Source organism: Streptococcus rubneri, from assembly GCF_004785935.1.
Lineage (GTDB): Bacteria > Bacillota > Bacilli > Lactobacillales > Streptococcaceae > Streptococcus > Streptococcus rubneri.
Window position 1 is genome coordinate 752,703 of the sequence record NZ_SRRP01000001.1, and the last position, 20,591, is coordinate 773,293.

Annotated in this window: 24 protein-coding genes; all 24 read right to left on the bottom strand. The window is 40.6% G+C overall.

Annotation, left to right across the window (positions count from 1 at the left end; translation table 11 throughout):
* Positions 1–42: 42 nt before the first annotated feature.
* The 24 genes from E5S68_RS03880 to E5S68_RS03995 all read right to left on the bottom strand — a co-directional run bounded on the left by E5S68_RS03880 (position 43) and on the right by E5S68_RS03995 (position 20,496).
* On the bottom strand, positions 43–897 hold the full coding sequence (locus E5S68_RS03880) for a VirB6/TrbL-like conjugal transfer protein, CD1112 family (protein WP_135782421.1): 855 nt from the start codon (positions 895–897) through the stop codon (positions 43–45).
* Between the two features lie 16 nt (positions 898–913).
* A complete protein-coding gene (locus tag E5S68_RS03885; RefSeq protein WP_000627865.1) occupies positions 914–1,156 on the bottom strand; it encodes a hypothetical protein in 243 nt (80 codons plus the stop codon).
* Between the two features lie 20 nt (positions 1,157–1,176).
* Positions 1,177–3,054 carry a VirD4-like conjugal transfer protein, CD1115 family gene (locus tag E5S68_RS03890; RefSeq protein WP_135783095.1) on the bottom strand — a complete coding sequence of 626 codons (1,878 nt, stop codon included), beginning with the start codon at positions 3,052–3,054 and terminating at the stop codon, positions 1,177–1,179.
* Positions 3,054–3,542 carry a hypothetical protein gene (locus E5S68_RS03895; RefSeq protein ID WP_135782422.1) on the bottom strand — a complete coding sequence of 163 codons (489 nt, stop codon included), beginning with the start codon at positions 3,540–3,542 and terminating at the stop codon, positions 3,054–3,056. The genes E5S68_RS03890 and E5S68_RS03895 overlap by 1 nt, the downstream gene beginning before the upstream one ends.
* A complete protein-coding gene (locus tag E5S68_RS03900) occupies positions 3,532–3,831 on the bottom strand; it encodes a hypothetical protein (protein ID WP_135782423.1) in 300 nt (99 codons plus the stop codon). The genes E5S68_RS03895 and E5S68_RS03900 overlap by 11 nt, the downstream gene beginning before the upstream one ends.
* A 333-nt stretch (positions 3,832–4,164) precedes the next feature.
* A complete protein-coding gene (locus E5S68_RS03905) occupies positions 4,165–4,752 on the bottom strand; it encodes a CPBP family intramembrane glutamic endopeptidase (protein WP_135782424.1) in 588 nt (195 codons plus the stop codon).
* Positions 4,753–4,754: 2 nt separating this feature from the next.
* The gene (locus E5S68_RS03910; protein WP_000840776.1) at positions 4,755–4,988 is read right to left on the bottom strand and encodes a hypothetical protein; all 234 of its coding nucleotides are present in this window, start codon (positions 4,986–4,988) and stop codon (positions 4,755–4,757) included.
* A gap of 12 nt (positions 4,989–5,000) precedes the next feature.
* On the bottom strand, positions 5,001–5,381 hold the full coding sequence (locus E5S68_RS03915; RefSeq protein ID WP_000566546.1) for a thioredoxin domain-containing protein: 381 nt from the start codon (positions 5,379–5,381) through the stop codon (positions 5,001–5,003).
* The gene (locus E5S68_RS03920) at positions 5,374–5,823 is read right to left on the bottom strand and encodes a hypothetical protein (RefSeq protein WP_135782425.1); all 450 of its coding nucleotides are present in this window, start codon (positions 5,821–5,823) and stop codon (positions 5,374–5,376) included. Before E5S68_RS03920 ends, E5S68_RS03915 begins: the two co-directional genes overlap by 8 nt.
* Entirely contained in the window at positions 5,807–7,165 is a 1,359-nt protein-coding gene (gene dcm, locus E5S68_RS03925; RefSeq protein WP_135782426.1) for a DNA (cytosine-5-)-methyltransferase, read from the bottom strand. The genes E5S68_RS03920 and dcm overlap by 17 nt, the downstream gene beginning before the upstream one ends.
* 98 nt (positions 7,166–7,263) lie before the next feature.
* Positions 7,264–8,043, bottom strand: a complete 780-nt coding sequence (locus E5S68_RS03930; RefSeq protein ID WP_135782427.1) for a replication initiator protein A — start codon at positions 8,041–8,043, stop codon at positions 7,264–7,266.
* On the bottom strand, positions 8,040–8,213 hold the full coding sequence (locus E5S68_RS03935) for a hypothetical protein (RefSeq protein ID WP_000159607.1): 174 nt from the start codon (positions 8,211–8,213) through the stop codon (positions 8,040–8,042). Before E5S68_RS03935 ends, E5S68_RS03930 begins: the two co-directional genes overlap by 4 nt.
* A 208-nt stretch (positions 8,214–8,421) precedes the next feature.
* Positions 8,422–9,783: a 23S rRNA (uracil(1939)-C(5))-methyltransferase RlmD gene (gene rlmD / locus E5S68_RS03940; protein ID WP_135782428.1), complete on the bottom strand. Its 1,362-nt coding sequence runs from the start codon at positions 9,781–9,783 to the stop codon at positions 8,422–8,424.
* 63 nt (positions 9,784–9,846) lie between these two features.
* The gene (locus E5S68_RS03945; protein ID WP_135782429.1) at positions 9,847–11,166 is read right to left on the bottom strand and encodes an LCP family protein; all 1,320 of its coding nucleotides are present in this window, start codon (positions 11,164–11,166) and stop codon (positions 9,847–9,849) included.
* On the bottom strand, positions 11,163–12,017 hold the full coding sequence (pheA, locus tag E5S68_RS03950; RefSeq protein ID WP_135782430.1) for a prephenate dehydratase: 855 nt from the start codon (positions 12,015–12,017) through the stop codon (positions 11,163–11,165). Before pheA ends, E5S68_RS03945 begins: the two co-directional genes overlap by 4 nt.
* Positions 12,008–12,493: a shikimate kinase gene (locus E5S68_RS03955; protein ID WP_135782431.1), complete on the bottom strand. Its 486-nt coding sequence runs from the start codon at positions 12,491–12,493 to the stop codon at positions 12,008–12,010. The genes pheA and E5S68_RS03955 overlap by 10 nt, the downstream gene beginning before the upstream one ends.
* A complete protein-coding gene (gene aroA / locus E5S68_RS03960; protein ID WP_135782432.1) occupies positions 12,486–13,769 on the bottom strand; it encodes a 3-phosphoshikimate 1-carboxyvinyltransferase in 1,284 nt (427 codons plus the stop codon). The genes E5S68_RS03955 and aroA overlap by 8 nt, the downstream gene beginning before the upstream one ends.
* Positions 13,770–13,888: 119 nt before the next feature.
* The gene (locus tag E5S68_RS03965) at positions 13,889–14,227 is read right to left on the bottom strand and encodes a YlbF/YmcA family competence regulator (RefSeq protein ID WP_135782433.1); all 339 of its coding nucleotides are present in this window, start codon (positions 14,225–14,227) and stop codon (positions 13,889–13,891) included.
* 95 nt (positions 14,228–14,322) lie between these two features.
* A complete protein-coding gene (locus tag E5S68_RS03970; RefSeq protein ID WP_135782434.1) occupies positions 14,323–15,429 on the bottom strand; it encodes a prephenate dehydrogenase in 1,107 nt (368 codons plus the stop codon).
* Positions 15,430–15,441: 12 nt separating this feature from the next.
* Positions 15,442–16,608, bottom strand: a complete 1,167-nt coding sequence (gene aroC, locus E5S68_RS03975; RefSeq protein ID WP_135782435.1) for a chorismate synthase — start codon at positions 16,606–16,608, stop codon at positions 15,442–15,444.
* Between the two features lie 20 nt (positions 16,609–16,628).
* The gene (gene aroB, locus E5S68_RS03980) at positions 16,629–17,693 is read right to left on the bottom strand and encodes a 3-dehydroquinate synthase (RefSeq protein ID WP_135782436.1); all 1,065 of its coding nucleotides are present in this window, start codon (positions 17,691–17,693) and stop codon (positions 16,629–16,631) included.
* 70 nt (positions 17,694–17,763) lie between these two features.
* On the bottom strand, positions 17,764–18,669 hold the full coding sequence (gene aroE / locus E5S68_RS03985; protein WP_135782437.1) for a shikimate dehydrogenase: 906 nt from the start codon (positions 18,667–18,669) through the stop codon (positions 17,764–17,766).
* On the bottom strand, positions 18,659–19,336 hold the full coding sequence (gene aroD, locus E5S68_RS03990) for a type I 3-dehydroquinate dehydratase (protein ID WP_135782438.1): 678 nt from the start codon (positions 19,334–19,336) through the stop codon (positions 18,659–18,661). The genes aroE and aroD overlap by 11 nt, the downstream gene beginning before the upstream one ends.
* A complete protein-coding gene (locus E5S68_RS03995) occupies positions 19,333–20,496 on the bottom strand; it encodes a class I SAM-dependent rRNA methyltransferase (RefSeq protein WP_135782439.1) in 1,164 nt (387 codons plus the stop codon). Before E5S68_RS03995 ends, aroD begins: the two co-directional genes overlap by 4 nt.
* Positions 20,497–20,591 lie beyond the last annotated feature (95 nt).

Below are 20,591 nucleotides of genomic sequence, written 5' to 3' on the forward strand. Positions count from 1 at the left end.
CTAAAAAGGCTAAGAAGCAACCACTTCCTAGCCTTTATCTAATTACATACCTAAGATTGAGCGAGCAGTACGTTGAGAACCAACGAGGGCAATAATCAGTAAGATAGCTTGTACCAAACTACCAAACATAATCGCAAGTGATTGCAGGACTCCTGCACCATTTGAAACAGCTATTTTACCAGCAGATTCAAACAAAGGAACAAGAGAAACAATCAGAAAAATAAGAACCCCTTGTACCGCATAGACCATAATATTTTTTAAATAGCCTATACCAATAGACTTCCATTCATCACTTAAAAATGTTGGAAACGTAAGAGGGGCAAATGGGATCATAAGGTAGAGTTGAATAAATCGAATAGATACCAAAAGATTAACCATGGCTGCACTTACTATCCGAACAAGCCAAATGAGGAGGGCGAAAAAGCCCACAATCATCCGGCCAATAAATCCTGACCCTTTTAATCCAGAGAGTGTATCATACTTTGCCCCACCGTGAGCCACAATCGAGGCCACTTGTTCAATGGCATGACTCGCAATCCCGATGATGGCTTCTACAATGACGGTAGTGTTGGTAATTACAACTGCGACCATAATATAACTAATCAGCATTGGCGCTAAGGCTTCAAAGGTCATCGCTCCACCAGAGTTAGCAATTTTCTTTGCCATCTTCGAAAATTCTAAGATGAGAACAACTGATAAAATCGCAACTCCAAGAGGCTGCATGACACTTTTAGTAATACTAGACATGTAAGTCCAAACTGTTGGATTGTAGCTAGATAGGGATTTAATCAGATCTACCGTAGATTGTAAATCCACATTAAATCCTTCAAATAAATTTTCAGCTGATATTTTTTCAGATGCAAGGTAAACAAAGGGTGAGACTAAACTTAGATTCATGTCATTGTTTATCCTCCTAAATTGAAATTTGAGTTACAAAGGCTCCAGCAGCCCCTACCATAACACCACCGACAATTTCAAGAATGGCATTCCGAACACCTGGTCCACCATCTTTAATATTGGTTGCAAGGTTGACAATCCCTACAACAACGAGAAAGGCACCAACCGCAATCAATCCCTTCTGTAACAAAGACATAGCTTGTGCAAACATAGCACTTGCGTCTACTCCATAAACAAAACCTTTAAAATGCGTAATCATCTATTTCCTCTTTTCTATTTTTATTTTAAACTAGATTCAAAAGTTAAATCACGAATTCTAAGGCCTTCAAGATGATTTTCTTGTCTTTGATTCAAAGGATTGATCTGATAGTTCCACCACCGTTCATCGGTTTCTTGATTGGCTAGGTACTTCCAGTTTGGATGCTTAGTGGAATTGTATTTTTTGCTTTTAAAGACAGGCATATTGGCAATTCGAACCAAGCATTCATGCCGTTTCATATTTCCGACTTCATCAGGTGTCATTAAATCACGAGCAATCTTTTGATGAGAAAGGGATCCTGAACCTGTCTGGCCAAAGGAACGACTAGTATTTCGAACATCAATGGTTTGTTTACCGAGTAACCCACTCATAAATTTAAAGGTGTCTTCATCATTACCACCTAAGTAGACTAAGCTATCACAGTTCCCCAAAATGGTTTTCCAAGCTTCTTTTTCTTTATAGAGCCCTTGAAGTTGGGCAATATTTTGTAGAATAGGAACGAGACTCATGTTTCGAGAACGGACTGTTGAGGTTTGTTCAGCAAAATCTGGGATTTCTCCGATATTTGCGAACTCATCTAAGTAAACTCTCACATGAAGAGGCAATTGACCCTTAAAATCAATATCTGCTTGTCTTGTTAGAGTTTGAAATACGGTTGAAAAAAAGAGGGCTGAAAGAAAGCGAAAGGTACTATCGTTATCTGGGATAACTAAGTAAACCATTGATTTTTCCTGGCCCCATGTCTTCATATCAAGGGTATCTCTTTTGGTCAAATCCATGACACTTTGAATATTGAAGAGGGCAAATTTAGCAGTGGTTACAGCTATCACAGAATCCAGAGTCTTATCCTTATAATTTTGGAAATCTGCCCAATTTCGCATGGTAAAATTTTCAGTTCCATACTTTTTAGCATAATTTTCAAATAGAATTTCTAAGACACTTTTTTCTTGGTTTTCACCCTTGGATAGGTGTTTAATGAGTTTTGAGATTTCAGCAAAACTTGGATAACGCCCTCGTTTTTTTCGCTCTTCCACTTCTTTTTTTTGACGTTTCAACAAGTTTTGGTATTCCTTTTGACTTAAACGACTTTCTTCTATGAGCTGTTCTCTTGTTTTGGGTGGATTATAGAAATCGACCAAGTAGGAGGCTAAAGCTCGTACCAAAGTCATAGAAGCTTCATCCCAAAATGGATCACTACGGGAGCCAGAGCCTTTAGTGTTATTGAAATAAACCGTCAGCATGCGATTCAAATCGTTTTCTGTCTCTATATAGCGAAAAGGATTAAAGCCATCTGAGTTCTTCATATTGACTAAATCTAACACCTTTACTTGGTAGCCATGTTCTAAAAAGAGTTTGCCTGTTTTCTCGGCCAAGTGATCTTTAGGATCCACTACAATATTAGAAGTATTCATCTGAATCAGATTGGGTTTCACAAAGCGAAATGTCTTCCCACTTCCTGAACCTCCGATCACCGCAATATTCTTATTTCTATCATATTGGGGTGGTTTTTTATCTAATAATGTCAAACGAACATCTTGTGCTAAGATCGTATCATGTGAAAATTTCTTACCGTAAAAGAGCTTCTTTTCTTTTAGAGTTCCAAAACGGGCGCTCCCGTATTCTACCCCTTCTCGGTATTGTTTTTTGCCAGTCTCTAGATAGAGATAAACCAGCAACATCATCACAAAGCCTAGTAGAAAAAAAGCACTGGATTTTCCAGTAAAGGAAACATTCCATGGCGACTGAAGAACTTCATCTTGACCTTCCATTAGAAGATGAGTCCATTTATCTAAGCTATTTCCAGTATAGGAATCATACAAAAGCGTCAAACGATGAAAAAGATAACCTAGTAAGATACCTAACAGTGAGAATAGTAGGAATTTCTTTCCACTGTACATCATCTCACCATCTCTTTCTGTTTGACGGCTCCTTCTTGTCTAAAGGTAATTTGGGATTTAGCCTCATCAATTGCATCGTCTAATGACTTATCCATGGTAAGATCAGCTAATTTCTCCGGATCATTAACCATTTTTTCTAACAGATGATCTAAATGATTGTCTAGAATCGAACGGTCTTTCGTGTAGAAATGCAGAGAATCCCCTTGCCAAGCGATGGCTAAAGGAATCTCTTCTTTTTCTAAAAAAGCTTTAAACTTCTCTATATCAATTGGTTTGTCTAAAAAATCTTTTTTCAGATTAATTGTATCAATCGAATAGGGAGATTGTAGCAATTCTTCTAATTTCTGTGCCCCTATCTTATAGGCGGAATCCTGTGCTAAAGCCTGACGTCTAGACCATTCTAGAATCTTTAAGAGACTTCTTACAGTAAATAAAAGGCTACGCTCTGCATATTGAACTGCTATTCGTTCCTGTTGTTCAGAGGACATCTGACACCTCCTTCTTAACAAATAGCAGTTTTCCTTCTTTATAGCGATAAGCTATCAATTTCTGATGTTGCTTAATTGACTTGACAACCTGCAGTAGATCTCTCGAATAAGGTTCTCGAAGAGTAACTTCTACTGCCTTCCCATCAACGATACCAACACGTTTAAATTCAATGTAGTCTTTTTTGAGATGTCCTAAGCCCATACCAAAGGGAAAGTGATGAATCAATTGGATGGTACAACCACCTTTATTTCCCATTTGTTTCAAATCATATAAGTTTACTACCTTCATGATTAACTCCTTTATCTAGTTTGTCGCATCGTTTGAGTCTGGTAACGATAAACTCCGTGTCTGTTAGAAAATTCTCACACACGTCTTGTGCCAGTTGCCCTTCACAGGGAAATACTCTCAGTCCCTACTTACACAGGCACGCTAATCAAGACGGAGTGGATTCAATTTTCAAAGAACAGGTAGCTTTATTATAGATAAGAGTAGTTGAAATTTTTATCACATTTTTTATTTTTCTGTAGAGCTAAATTCATACTAAACAAAGATTTTGAAATAAAAGACTAACATAGTTACATAACGTTAGCATTTCATTTCCCTAAAACAAGCTAATTTGGTCTAAAAAAGCAGCAAACTATAAACTAGTAGGTTCCACACCAAATGTAGCCCCATACTGCCCCATAAGTCCGATTTGTAGCGTACAAGCCCTAAAAACATCCCAAGTGAAATATATAAACACCAAGCTAGAATGGTTCCTGGATGATGTGCTAAGGCAAATAAAACACTTGTCAAAGCAACTCGAATATCTAATTTTCTGACCAAGTTCCATAAAATTTCTCGATACAGAAATTCTTCAACCATACTCGCATTGATTAAGAACAATAAAAATGAAAACCAAGGAACTTGATGTTGAAGGCCAATTAAGTTTGCTTGATTCGTAGTGCCTTGAGCATGGATTAGACTAAAACATAGACTTATAATCAGTAGGCTAACAAATCCAATACCAAGCCATTTCATCCTAGTTTTCATATTGACTTTGACCACTTGTTTTCGTTGATCATACATCCATAAAAAAGAAATGAGCGACGTACCATAGAGAATCTGTAGTATAGTTAACTCACCGATACAAAGAAATTTCAGTAAGTATAGAGATACAAATAGGACATTTACTTGTTGGAATATATAAACTGGAATTATTCTTTTCATAGTTACCTCCGAAATAAATCTTCATAATCTAAATCTAATACCTGCACAATCCTTTCTACCCATGGACTTTGAGGCATTCGTTGTTCCATCTTGTAGTGCCGAATCTTTTGATACAAACGATTCAATTCACTTGGATAGTGAAACTCTCCCGCAAACATTTTTCTGGTTAACTCAATCCAGCTGATATTTCTTTCAGCCAAAATAATGGACAAGTTCTCCCAAAATCGTTCTGCCATATTGCTTCTCCTTTAGTTAGATAAATAATGTGTTTGTGCCATGTAAATCAATTGTTTCGTATCTCTTGGCAATAGAGCTCTAGCCTCCTCTAGATTCAGATTTGGATAAACTCGCTTATTTGAAACCGCAAGAGGAAGCCTGATGGTTAGTTCAGGATTTTTTAATATCATTTCAATGAAATCCGTTAATCTTAGATTGTCACGGTTCTTAAATCGTAATAAATTGGGAGATAAAAATTCAAAACAATCTGAAGAATAGCTCATCATCTCAATTAATTTGTCCTTTGTCATTTCAGAAACTGAATGACAAGATACCTCGATGCCATAGTTTTGGAAGAAGTCTAAAAGAAGTTGATTTCTTTGGCTATTTTTACTTAGATAGAGATCAATCATGGGAGACCTCCCAAAGATTCGGTTCCATTTGATATTCTGATACGATTAAGGATTCTAATAAATTTGCGAAGTTAATCGGTTGCTTGTCTTCATCATAAGCTTTTACAGTTACTTGGGTTGTAAGTATTCCCTCTTTTCCCTCGGCTCGATAGCCTTGTCCATATAAAACAAAAACAAGATTCTGATTATCATCTACAAAGGCATCAGCTCCGTTCTTTATATCCTGACTTTCGAGGAATTCCATAACGTTTTGAAGATAGGATTCATAAAATAGTGGATAGTTGTGTTTTTTATGGTAATCATCTAAAAATGTCACTTCAAACTCACATGGATAATTGGGCATTAAAAATATTTGTTCATCCAGCTGTTTGATTTCTGCATCATGTAATTCTGTTTCTAATTCGTCACAATCTAGTATTGACTCTTTATTTAAAGCTTTCATCTTTTTCCTCTATTTCTTTTAATTTCTTTGCGATTGCAGCAATCACAGGTACGGTTACACTATTACCAGCTTGTTTATAGAGCTGACTATTACTAGAGACTTTTCTAGCAGCTTCAAAAGCCCAATCAGGAAATCCCTGCAGGCGAAAACACTCTTTAGGGGTGATTCGTCGTATTCTCAAACGGTAAAATTGTCCATCTACTAAGACACCAGCTACATGGTAAACTTGCTTATCTTCTCCTTCATAGCTAGCCACTACTACTCCCATTTGACCACTAGTTGTCAAAGTATTAGCTATACCTTTTCCAACTCTACCACGCCTATACTGAGAACTTGGTCTTTCTAAATTGATTGAATCTCCAATCTCTGCTTGAGCATACCCTTTTTTAGTTGCTTCCCTGATTTTTAGAAAATGGATTGGTTCTGGGATCAGTATTTTGGGAATTTTATCTCCACCTTGCATCGTAGTTAGTGTTGGAGATAACCCATCACTTCCATATACGCGACCAGTCTCCTTAAAGCTAGTTGGTAAATCTCCAACAACAACAATACCATGGCGATCCTGAGTATTCAAAGTAAACATTGGCTCTTGGTTTTCCTTAAATCGTCTACCATTTTGTCTTTTTTCTAATCTGTCTGGTGTCATACAAGGAATCGCAACTTTAAATCCTTCTCCTTTTCCACGAACTAATGTTGGCGCTAACCCCTCTGAATAATAGACTTTACCGCTCATGCCACTTTTTGATGGATTCAAATTTCCTAGTGTTTTTAAAGTCTCAGAGTTAGTTGCTTGACCTTCTCGTCTGAAAGGAAATAGGAGTCGGGTACCTTTCTTTCTAGAATGTCCGATAATAAACACCCTCTCTCTGTTTTGGGGAACGCCAAAATCCTTACTGTTAAGCACCTGCCACTCAACATCAAACCCCAACTCATCAAGTGTGGTAAGGATTGTGGTGAACGTCCGTCCCTTATCGTGATTGAGTAAGCCTTTAACATTTTCAAGAAAAAGAAAACGTGGTTGGATTTGTTTGGCCGCCCGAGCAATTTCGAAGAACAAAGTTCCTCTAATATCTTCAAATCCCAATCGTCTTCCTGCGATTGAAAATGCTTGACAAGGGAATCCCCCACAGATGATATCGACTTTCCCTCTAAGTTTTTTAAATTCGTCATCTGAAACATCTCGTATGTCATGAAATTCGATTTCTCCTTCCGTTTGAAAAATGGATTTATAAGATTCTCTAGCAAATTTATCAATCTCGCAAAATCCAATACACTCGTGTCCGACACTTTCCATTCCAAGTCGAAAGCCACCGATACCTGAAAATAAATCAATAAATCTCATTTCTTTATCACCCCTTTCTGATCGACTATCAATGCCCAAAGAGTCATACCGCTTGAAATTAAAATGAGCAAAACTAATATCCACTCGATTGACGACATCTAACCACCTCCTTTTCTAACACGGTTATTCCAAACAGAATACAGGCCATTAAACACAAATTCAGCAAGTACTTCCGCTCGTCTAACAAAGCGAACATTGTCAAGAGCATACTGATAGATTCTCTCAAAATCAGTCATAGCAATTTCACTGGCTGTTTCAGAAAACCCCTCTCGTCTAAATTGATCTTGTACCAATCCCCAAATATAATCTCGATCATATTTTGTGACCTTTTCTACATTTCTTTTCAAGATAGGTTGAGTATTCCTCTCCTCCTCATCCTCAATAAATAAAGAATCAGTCTCACTATATTTAGTCTCACTAACTTCAGTCTCACTAGGGGCTAAATGTGAGACGGGGGCCGTTTCATTTTCATCCTGCCCTAGTCTTTTTTTAACACTAGGCCTGTTTGAATTAGCTACTGGGGTAGAAGATAATTCCCCTAAATAAATCTTATTAGCTAGTCTTCCTTTCTCACTTGAAGACTGTTGGACTTCATCAATTAAGTCATATTCTTTAAGAATTTTTTTGATGGACAATAATTTTGACTTCGAACAACCTAACAGCTTCATCAGTTTAGAATTAGAAAATACTAAATAGACTGCTCCTTCTTCATCTATCCAACCACGACTAAGAGATAATTCTAAACGATCTTTTAAAATAGAATAAGCCACCTTTACTTCTAGTTTCATATCCATATATTTCTCATCCTCAAAAAGAATTTTAGGTAATTTATAATACCGTTCTGAAGTTTGGTATTGATTTGCGGTAATTCGCTTCATAGCGCTCCTCCAAGTTCTTTGAGTATTAAATCTCCACTTGATTCCAATCGAACCAAGCCACTTTTTTCTAATTCAGCCATAAGAGAGATGGCCTCAACAATATCTATTCCCATTTCACGTACTAAAAATGAAATGACAATATAGCGTGATGATTGTAATTCTTTTGTCATTTTCCCTCCAGAAAATAAAAAAAGGAGAACAATATACAATTGTTCTCTCTTTAGATAAATATTTATTGTTGTATTCATTTTTCAGATGCGCAAACAACATCTACAAATACATATACATCTATGTGCCTTTTTAGAACTTTTTTGACGTCAAAATTGCCTTTATCTACAAAGACAAAATGCTTGTAAAATAGCTTAAAATCAAGGATTTTCACCCTTTTTTTCGTTGTAGCAACACTACACACTCCACGTGATGCGTCTGCGGAAAAAGATCCACTGGCTGGACTTTCTTCAATTCGTATCCCAACTCTTGATAGAGTTTGATATCACGCGCCATGGTTGCGACATTACAGGAGATATAGGCAATACGGTCAGCTCCTGTTTGGGCGCTTGCTTTGATAAAGCTTTCGGTTAAGCCCTTGCGTGGTGGGTCGACCAGGATGGCAGTTGGTTGGATGCCTTCCTTGAGCCAATTCTTCATGGCATTTTCAGCTGTGTCACAGACATAGTGGGCATTGGTGATGCCATTTAGACTAGCATTCTTCTGGCTATTCTCCACAGCTTCAGGGATGACTTCTACCCCATAAACTTCCTTGACATGCTTAGCGACAGATAATCCAATAGTTCCGATTCCTGAGTAGGCATCAATGACCACATCCGCTTCTCTTAATTCCGCAAAGTCAATGGCTGTCTGGTAGAGCTTCTCTGCCATTTCGGTATTGACCTGATAAAAGGCTGGTCCAGAGATTTGGAAATCATTTCCCAACATTTGATCCGTAATATAGTCTTGACCATAAAGCGTACGCCATTCTTTCCCAAAAATGGCATTGGTATTCTGGTCATTAATATTTTGCATAACAGATTTGATAGCTGGGAATTGCTTGATCAGCTGCTCGATCAACTGGTCCACACGAAACACCTTAGGACGAGTGGTGACCAAAATGACCATGATTTCTCCAGAATGATGTCCTCGACGAACCACCAGATTGCGAATCAAGCCAGACTGTTCCTTCTCATCATAAGGCTTTAGATCAAAACGACGAATCAAATCCCGAAGCGCCAAGACCACTTGGTCAATGACTGGATCTTGGATGTAGAAATCTTCGATTGGCATCAAATCATGAGAGTTCTTCCGAAAGAAGCCTATCTCGACCTTACCATTGACCCGACGAACTGGAACTTGGGACTTGTTGCGGTACTGGACAGGGTGGTCCATCCCCAAGGTCAGGGGTACTTCGATATCAGAGATACCTGCCATCTTGTAAAGACTATCCTTGACCTGCTTGGCCTTGAATTTCAGTTGCTCCGGATAAGCTAGGTGACCCAAGTCGGCAATTCCAGTTCGTAAGTAAGCCAGGTCTAGTTCTTCATTGCGGTGAGGGGACTTTTCTAGGTACTCCTCTACTTTACCGTAGCCGATCTTTTTGTTGACTTTAAGCACGCGCATGCGGATCACTTCTCCTGGTAGGGCATTCTCCACAAAAAAGACCAGGCCATCGACCTTAGCCACTCCTGCTCCTTCGTGGGTCAAATCGACAATCTCAACGGTTACAATCTCATTTTTCTTTAACATGGTGTTCAATCTTTCTAAAAAATAAAAGGGATGGAGTTTTCAGACTCCTATCCCTTAATTATATCATCTTAAGCCCATTTGGGACAATTTGTTTTTGTAAGCTTCAAAATCCACTAGGAGACCTTGTCCGCCATACATATCATAAGCATCGACCCAATCCCCATTTTCTGGGATGGTAATGCGTTCAATTCCCTTGCTGGCACTTCCGACTAGCCCAATCCCGTTGGTCAAAAGGAAAGAGAAAGGAATATTGGTCGAGGTCATTGCAAAAACCTTACCAAGTGCTTCAGAACCAGTGAAGAGCTTAGTTGGATCCTTGATTTGGTGAACAATGGCAGACATGACTTCTTGTTGGCGTCTCGTCCGACCAAAGTCGCCTTCATCATCCTTACGAAAACGAGAGTAATTGAGGAGGGTTCGTCCATCCATCCGTTGTTTTCCGACCTTAATGGTCTGATTTGGAACGACCCCATCCTTCATATTTAAGTCATCCGGAACCTCAACTTCACTGACTTTTTCGCCGTCAACCTTAGAGAACTGCGCATTCATCTCCACTCCATTTGGAAAGAGGGTATCAATAGCCGTCGCAAAGGTTTGGAAATCGACCATGGCATAGTATTGGATGTCAATATCAAAATTATCTTTCAACATTTGACGAACCAACTCCGCTCCTTGGTTGTTATTTTGTTCCCCAATGGTAAAGGCTGTATTGAGTTTTTGATCATAGTAATCTGAATAATCCGGTTCGCTCTGCTGACTTACGCCATCAATGTGAACCAAGGTATCCCGCATAAAGCTGACCATCTTAACTTTTCCAGACTTATTGTTAACATTTACAACCATGATAGAGTCCGTTCGAGTCTCCTCTGAGCTTTCACCGATCCGACCATCTGTTCCCAGAATAAGGATGTTGACTCCGTCCTTGGTTTTCTGTCCATTAAAGTATTCTTGGACTGCAGGTTTAGCGTCTCCTCTTGGCTTACTATTTAAGCCCTTGAAGAACATAATAACCATTCCAATAATAACCAATAAGAGGAAGACTGCTAACCATTTTAAAACCCGTTTAACACGAATCTTTTTCTTAGGCTTTTTTGACTGTTTCAACTTTGGCATAGGTTCAACACCTGAATCCTTGGCCTTGGATTTCCGAGTCCGGCTGGGATAGACCGGTAAGTCATCAAAGACTACTTCAGATTTTCCAGCTGATTCTTGAATGTCTTCTTCAAGAGCAGGCACTACAACTTGTTCTATTTGCCCTTCTGATTTTTGTTTTAGGTATTGGTACTCTAACTGTTCTTTCTCATTCAAGTAATGATAGTTTGAATAGAGGTATTCTAGACGCTTTTGTTCATGATGGGATAAGTTTTCTGATTCTCTGCTCATTCTTTCTCCGTTTCATTTTCTTTTAGCATATAGACCGAATACTGGCCTAAAATTTTAATATGGACTCCCAAGGAATCAAGTTCCTCAAATGCATCCTCAAGGAGTTCTGCTTGCCTTTCTAAGATATCAATAATGAAAAAATACTCACCTAAGGCCGTCTTTAAAGGGCGACTTTCAATCTTGGTAAGGTTTAATTCCCGATTAGCAAAGGTAGATAGGGCTTGACACAAAGAACCTGCAACATCACTTGGTAGCGTAATGGCCAAACTGACCTTCTGTACATCCACTTTAAGAGACGGACTGACTAGATAAGAGCTTCTGCCAAGTATCCAAAACCTTGTATAGTTCCTATCCATTTCTTGAATATCCCTTGCCACAACTATTAGGCCATATTCATTTTTAGCTTCCAATGGAGCAATTGCAGCAATCGGTAGTTCTGGATGCTGTGAGACATAACGAGCTGCATAGGAAGTCGATGTCGTCATCTCCAGTCGAGCATGTGGAAAATGTTCTTGAATATAAGCCTTCCCCTGGGCCAAGGCCTGAGGATGGGAATAAATCACCTCTATTGGTCGCTCCATAGAGCATGCTAACAACTGTTGCTTAATCGGGAAGACCACTTCAGCAATGGCTTGGAAATTCGCCTGGTGGAAGAGATAATCGATGGTCTCATGAACACTTCCCTCAATCGAATTTTCGACAGGAATCACAGCGTAATCCACCTGCTCTCTTTCATAGGCCTTGATAACTTCTGTAATAGAGCCGTATGGGCATAGGTCTGCATCTTGGAAACTTTCTAAGGCAACATGATGGGTAAAGGATCCCTTTGGACCTAAATAAGCTACAAGCATCTGATAATCTCCACAATTTCTTCTGGTGTCTTGTCCGTAACGTCTATGATATGGGTAGCAACTTCCTCATACAATGGCAATCGTTTCTCAAACAAAACTTTAAAATCTTCTTGATTATTGGTGAGAAATAAGGGGCGTTGATGGTCTTGATCCTTTTTAATTCGATCATATAAGGTCTCAAAATCAATTTTCAAATAAATATTACAAGGATTCGCTTGAAGTAGTTTACGATTGTCCGGATTTAGAACGATGCCTCCGCCAGTTGAAATGACAGGTACTAGACTAGCTAGTAATTCTTGCAACAAGAGAGACTCTTGCTGGCGAAATGCGGTTTCTCCATATTGAGTAAAAAAGTCTGCGATTGGCATCCCTAACTTACCAATCATCAGTTGGTCCATGTCTGAAAAAGAAGGATCCAAGAGCCGACCAACTGTTGTTTTCCCAGCCCCCATAAAACCGAGTAAAACTTTAGCCATGGGATAAGATCTCCAAATCCTTGAAGAAGGTTGGATAGCTGGTATTAATTGCCTCAGCTCGCTCTAGCAGAACTTCACCATCTGTTACGAGAAGGGCTGCAATAGCACCCATCATCCCAATACGGTGATCACCATATGTTTGCAGGTTAGCTCCATGCAGGGAAGTCTTCCCTTCAATAATCATACCGTCTGCTGTTGGTTGAATCTTAGCTCCCATAGCGTTTAAGCTATCAGCCACTACCTGGATGCGATCGGTTTCTTTGACTTTAAGCTCTTCAGCATCTTTGATAATGGTTTGCCCAGAAGCCTGGGTTGCCAATAGAGCGATAATAGGAAGTTCGTCAATCAAGCGAGGAATTAAATCGCCTGAAATTTCCGTTCCATGAAGGTCGGAGGTCTCTACCAAAATCGTCGCAGACTTAGCAAGAGGGTCCCTATCGAGAAGCTCAATCTTTCCTCCCATCTTTTCAATCACCTCAAGGATTCCTGTACGAGTTTCATTAATCCCAACATTTTCTAGTCGAATCTTGCTATTAGGGACAATCAAACCAGCCACCAACCAAAAAGCTGCACTGGAAATATCACCTGGTACCGTCACCTCACACCCTTGTAAGTATTGAGGCCCACGCAGACGAATTTCTTTGCCATTCACACTAATCTGGCCACTAAACTGTTTGATCATATCTTCAGTATGATTCCGAGTAACTTCCTTCTCTATAATAAGGGACTCCCCTTTTGCCTGCATGGCTGCAAAAAGAAGGGCTGATTTCACCTGAGCAGATGCGACTGGTAAGGAATAATGAATTGGTCTTAGATGTTTGCTTCCCTGAAAGTGGAGAGGGAGCATATCGCGTTCTGTCTGACCTTGAATAGTCACTCCCATTTCACGAAGAGGGATAGCTACCCGATCCATAGGACGCTTGGATAAACTATCATCCCCTATCATAGTGACAGGAAAAAGACTTCCCGCTAAGACACCTGAAATCAAACGAGTCGAGGTACCGGAGTTTCCCATATCCAAGTCATTTTTAGGCGTTTGAAAGGCTTCAAACCCTTTCCCTTCAATGGTGATCATTTGACCATCGTCTTCAATCTGAACCCCTAAATCACGAAAGACTTGAATGGTAGAGAGCACATCTTCGCCACGTAATATATCGTAGACCTTGGTGGTTCCATGTGCGATACTTCCAAAGATAATGGAACGGTGGCTGATGGACTTATCACCCGGAACACGAATAATACCATTCAAACCTTTGCAATTTGTTTGTAATTTCATTCCTTACCCCTTCAAGCTTTTCTAAAAATTTTACCATAAAGTAAGGTCATTTTCAATCTCCTCTAGGGAGTCATGCTCTCCTAGACAAAGAAAGAGGTGGCAAACCACCTCTTTTCCCCTTATTTAAACAAGTCCTCAATCGGATCAAAAATAATTTTCTCAAGGTCCCCAATGTATACTGACAATTGCTGTTGTTTTGCGAAAAATTCATTCACTACTGAATTTCCTTGGATTTTCCCAGCAAATTCTTGAATCTTGGTTTGTTGGTCTGCGCTCGGCATTTGCCCTGATTGAATCACTGCTTGCAACTCATGTTGAAAGGCGAGATAATCATCAAAGAGGGCTTTAGCAGTTGGATCAGTATCAATAGCTTCCTTGCTGGACACAACAGCTTTATATTCTGGTAAGTCTCGAAGTCCGCGAGATAATTCATTTGCTAAATCATAAATATTTGACATTCTGCTACTCCTTTAAAGTAATAGTTCTATTATACAAAGATTTTCCGGAAAATGTTAGAGCCAAGTTTCATTTTTATTAAAATCAGCCTCTGGTCCTATTTGATCACCACACTATAATCCGTTTGCTCGGTGATCAGGGCTTCAGCCCGCGCTTGATCTGCAGCCGTCTTAAAGGAAATCTGAAGGATCCCGTAGACATCTTCCCGGTTTTCTTCATTAATATGAATATTGACCAAGGAGGTACCACGAAGCAGCTCCAAGATCCGAAGGATGACATCTTCTTCATCTGGGACATCCACAAAAATATCGAAGGTACTTTCCACCCCTCCTCTCTTATGGATCTGCATATGCTGCCGTTGGTTTCGACTATGGTCAAAGAAGGACCAAATGGCATCCTCTTCTCCTTGGCGAATCATATCAGCAACTTGCTCAAGACGATCCTTAAAATCCGCTATCCGCTCGAGAACAGCAGCTGGATTGGACAGTAAAATAGAAGTCCACATGCTAGGCTCACTCTCTGCAATCCGCGTCATATCACGAAATCCTCCTGCAGCAAAGCGACCAGCTAGGCTATGCTCCTCTGTATAAGCAGCTGCTTGTCCCATCAGGGTAGCCGCCAATACGTGAGGAAAGTGGCTGATCTGAGAAGTAACCCGATCGTGTTCTATTGGATCTACCTCGATGAAACGGGCTCCAAGCCCTGAGAGGAGGTCCTTCAATTCCAAGACCGCACTTGGGTCTGTCGTAGCTGTTGGCGTAAAAATATAGTAGGCATTTTCAAAGAGGGTGGAGTCAGCTGAGGCAGCTCCCGTCTTATGACTCCCCGCCATGGGATGCCCGCCGACAATACGGACTGGGAGATGTCTAAAAGCATTTTCCCCAGCTTCTACAATGGCCCCCTTGGTGGAGCCCACATCCGTCACAATGACTCCTTCTTTCAGTGGCATTCTCGCCAGTTGCTGAAAGGTTTGAATGGTTTGCTTGACGGGCAATGAGACGATGATAACATCTGCATGACTAGCAAAATCTTCCAAATCAGCTGTCACCTCATCAACAATTCCCTTCTTCAGAGCAATATCTCGTGAGGCCTGACTACGATTATAACCTAGTAGAGTTACTTGAGGATGGGCTTTTCGGATGCCCATGGCTAACGAAGCGCCAATCAGTCCTAGACCGACAATATAAACAACCTTTTCTTCCATCTATTTCTCCAGTTAGAAAGCTTTGGTATAGGCCCGATGACGCTCGACAGCTTCCTTCAATTCTTCCAGATTATCAGAAGAGAACTTGTCCAAGACTTCTGTGGCTAAAACCGTTGCCACCACAGCCTCCATGACAACCCCTGCAGCTGGAAGCGCTGTTGGGTCACTCCGCTCCACCGTTGCCTTATACGCTTCGTGTGTTTCAATATCGACACTCATGAGGGGCTTGTAAAGAGTCGGTATTGGTTTCATAACACCACGGACGATAATCGGCTCTCCATTGGTCATACCACCTTCAAATCCACCCAAATGATTGGTTCGACGAGTATACCCATCCTGCTCAGACCAGAGAATTTCATCCATGACTTGACTGCCTTTTCGACGACCTGCTTCAAAGCCTAGCCCGAACTCTACACCTTTAAAGGCATTGATAGAGACAACCCCTTGAGCGATCTTGGCATCCAATTTCTTATCCCATTGGACAAAAGAACCCAGACCGACAGGCACACCACCTACAATCGTTTCGACGATTCCTCCGATGGTTTCCCCTTCTTTCTTCACGCTATCGATATAGGCCTTGATTTCCTCTTCTCGCTCTCGATTAACGATGGAAACTTCTGATTGAGCGACCGCTTCCTTGATTTGGGAAACTGTTAGATTTTCCGGAACCTCTACTTCGATTCCTCCGAAATTGACGATGTGGCTGGCTACTTGAACCCCAATCTCTTCCAATAGACGTTTGGCTACTGCACCAACTGCTACTCGCATGGTTGTTTCCCGAGCCGATGACCGTTCCAAAGAATTTCGCAAGTCATCGAAACGATACTTGATGCCACCGACCAAATCGGCGTGGCCTGGACGAGGCTTGGTAATTTTCCGAAGCCCCTTCTTCTTTTCCTCCACATCACTGACAGACATGATCTCCAACCATTTTTGATGGTCTAGATTGGTGACATTCAAGGTGATAGGACCTCCCATGGTCAAGCCATGGCGAACACCAGAGGTGATCTCGACCTGATCGCTTTCAATCTTCATCCGTGCTCCACGACCGTAGCCACTCTGGCGACGTTTTAATTCGACGTTGATATAATCAGCGGTCAAAGGGAGCCCTGCTGGCACTCCTTCGATAATAGCTGTAAGTCGTGGTCCGTGTGATTCTCCTGCTGTTAAATAACGCATGCTATCTCCTTTGTCGCTTTCTAGTGTAAGAAGTCTCTCATTTCTTCCAATGGGACTGGATGGATTTGACAAGTCCCGATTTCTGGTACCAAAACGAGTTTCAATTGATTGCCCCTGGCCTTCTTGTCCAAGGTCAAGGCCTGATAAAGCTTTTCCTTATCCCAAGTATGGAATTCTACTGGTAAGCCAAATTTTTGACACATTTGGCGAATAGCCTGCGTTAAACCGGCTTGAACCAATCCCTTAGCTTCTGCCACCTTAGTAACTTGCACCATTCCAATCGCTACGGCTTCCCCGTGCATGACCTGGCCATAACCGGCTGTTGCTTCGATCGCATGGCCAAGGGTATGACCAAAATTTAGATATAGGCGAATGCCTTGGTCTAGCTCATCTTCGACGACCATCTTGCGCTTGACTTGACAGGAATGGGCAATCAGGGATTCTGCATGCTCATAAATAGACTCAATGGAGCCATCCATTTGATCCAGTTCTTCCCATAAGGCAGGATCTTCGATGAGACCGTACTTAATGACTTCCCCCATGCCCTCGATCAACTCGCGCTGGCCAAGAGTCCGCAACACTTCAGGGTCAATCAATACCCCATCCGGTTGGGCAAAGGTTCCTACCATGTTCTTAGCATAGAGTGTATTGACTCCGGTCTTACCTCCGATAGAGGAGTCAACCTGAGCCGTCAAACTAGTCGGTACTTGAACGAAATGAATGCCCCTCATATAGGTAGAAGCTACAAAGCCAGCTAGATCACCAACAACACCACCTCCAAGAGCGAGAATGCCGTCTGATCGTGTCATGCCATTCTTGGCTAAGAATTCATAGACTTTTTGAACGGTTGTCAGATTTTTACTGGCTTCTCCTTCTAGGAACTCATAGCTAACCACTGTAAAACCTTTACTTTCAAGGCTTTTCACAACCTGACCTGCATATAGAGATCCCACATGGTTGTCTGTTATGACTGCTACTTTTTGAGCTTTCCATAATTGACTGAGCCAAGTTCCAACCTTTTGGATTGCGCCATTCTCAATGACAATATCATAACCATTCTTTGGCAGATCAACATTCACCTTCATAAGGATCTCCTTTCAAATCCATGTGAAAAAGATTACAATTTCACTATTGTATAAAAATAGAAAACAGAGGCTACTTAACTAAGTTTTTCTGTTTTCTAACATCATTTTCTAATACATAATTAGGAAAGTTGGACTTTAAGGCTTGCCATACTTCTTCTTCCGGAAACTTTGTAGAGGTCATCAACTCAAAAGCAAGCTCTGCTTGATAAAACAGCATTCCCAAACCATTTAAACAACTAACCCCTTGTTCTTCTGCTAATTGAAGAAAAGGTGTCTTGGCGGGAAAATAAGCTAAGTCAGCCACTAGGCATCCTTTAGGAAAGTTAAAGTCTTTCGGAATAGGGAGAGTAGCCCCATCCATTCCAAGTCCTGTAGCATTAATCAGTAAACCCGTCCCTTCTATCGTTGCATTCAACTGATCCCGACTGGATAAGTCATGGAGGACAATTGAAAAAGCAAGAGCTTGGGATAGTGGAGAAAAGATAGCTTGATACTTGGTTAAACTTTCTGGACGAACAAATAAATGAATCTCTCCAACTCCTTGCCGAATAGCCTCTACGACAATAGCAGTCGCAGCCCCACCCGCTCCTAAAAGGACAAGTTTCTTATTCTTTATTGAAAAAGTCTTGGGGAGACTCTTTAGAAAACCAAGTCCGTCTGTATTGTAGCCTGTTAAACAACCATCTTTCTGAACAATTGTATTGACCGAACCAATAAGTTGCGCGCTTCCATCTACCTGATCTAAAAATGGCAAGACCTTTTTCTTATAGGGCATGGAAATATTGGCGCCCAACATATCGAGTACTCGTAACTGTTGAAGACTTGGTTCAACTTGTTCTTCTTCCACTTCCCAAGCAAGATAGACTGCATTGGTTGCGGTTAGTTGGTAAGCCTGATTGTGAATAAAGGGTGAGATACTATGACGAATGGGATTGGCAATCACGGCCGCCATTCGCGTATAGCCATCAATCTCCATTTAGAATCTCCCGAATTTTGTGCATGCTAGTTAAACTAATTTGACCTGGTGCACTTTCTTCTCCAACACTTGCATAGGACCAAACCGAACCAGTTAAATCGGCAGCAATGCGAGAGATTCGGCCGATTTTCCCCATAGAAATGGTGACGAACTCTTGTTCTGGATTTAGCGTTTTAAAGCCACGTGTATAGTTCATCAAATCGAGAACATCCTGCTCGGTATGAGCCATGACAGATACCTTGACCAATTTAGGGGTAAAGCTGGTTAACTCCGACATAATCTCCATCATATTTTCAGGAGTTTCCTGGAAATTATGATAGCTGAGGCACAGATTGGAATAATTCATCATCTGTTCAAACTCAACTTTGTGACTAAAATATTCATAATCTATATAATCTGGATGGTAGATCGTATTGATATCGTGGATAATCGATACATATTCATCACCTGAGAGATCAATTTGTCCTCCCTCTGGACGAGTCCGCAGGGTAAACAAAATTTCACGCCCCGCAAATTTTTCAAAAATTGCAGGTGCAACCGGTAGAATATCATTCTTATCCAAGAAGTCTGCCCGCCATTCGATGACATCTGCATCTTGATAGCGACTGGCATCGAGAGCCTGAGCGTCCTCCAAATTTCTAGGCATTACAGAAACAACTAATTTCATTCATCCACCCTAATCGTAAATACTTTTAAGTAATTACTACTTTCTTCTTTTTCGTTGTATCGAAAATCAGCTGGAAGTCCGACCTCACTGATATAGCGATGTTTCCGGCCTTTAAAGCCCTTTTCAATTTCCTTTTTAAATTTATCTCGACTGACATTGGCAGCATTGGTGCTAGCAATCAGAATTCCTTTAGGATTTAGGATTTCTAGAGATTGTTCAATCAATTTATGATAGTCTTTTGCCACCGAGAAAGTCCTCTTCTTATTACGAGCAAAACTCGGTGGATCTAGAACAATCACGTCATAAGACAATTCATGACGTTTGGCATACTTATAAAAATCAAAGACATCCATCACAATTAAGCGATGCTGGTCCAACTCTAATCCGTTTGCCAAAAAGTGAGCTTCTGATAGTTCTCTACTACGCTTGGCGAGATCCACAGAAGTTGTCTCTAATGCTCCCCCCATCGCTGCAGCTACAGAAAAGGCCGCGGTATAAGAAAACATGTTCAAAAGAGATTTCCCCGTAGCTAAGCCATCTACTAAGCTGGCACGTACTTCGTGTTGATCTAAGAAAATCCCAGTCATCAAGCCATCATTTAGAAAGACTTGATAGTGAACTCCATTTTCTAAAATACAGAAGGTCTCTGGAGCTTCTTGGCCGAAGAGATGGGCCGACTCATAACCTGGAGCTTTAAAGCGAATCTTTTCATATCCCCCTAAAACCTCTGGAAAGACTTCCTGAAAAGCTGCAACTAATAGCTCTCTGATACTGAATACAAAATGATTATAGATAGAAAAGACAGCATAGTCTCCATAGAGATCTACGGTTAAACCACCAAATCCATCTCCTTCTTGATTAAAGAGACGAAAAGCTGTATCTAAATCCGATTGATAGTAAGACTGACGCTTAGCCTTGGCTTGGCTAAATAGCTTAGTAAAATAAGCTTGATCTAGCGAAATCTTTTGAGAAGAAAGAACCCAGCCTATACCCTTATTTTGCTCGGACAAGTAAGCCGTCCCCAAAGAACGACCTGACCCAGATACCAGTTCTACTAATTGGTTCTCAATGGGTAGTTCTTCAAAGTCAATTTTTTCTAAAATTTTATGACCTTTTTGAATTTTCTTCTCAACTTGTCGGTTTACTGTCAGCTTTCTCATGGCTTATATTATAACAAATTTTTTGAAAATTCACAAAGTCACTTCTTATTAAATGAGTCTTTTCTTTTTCCTTTACAAACAGTTTGACACAAGAG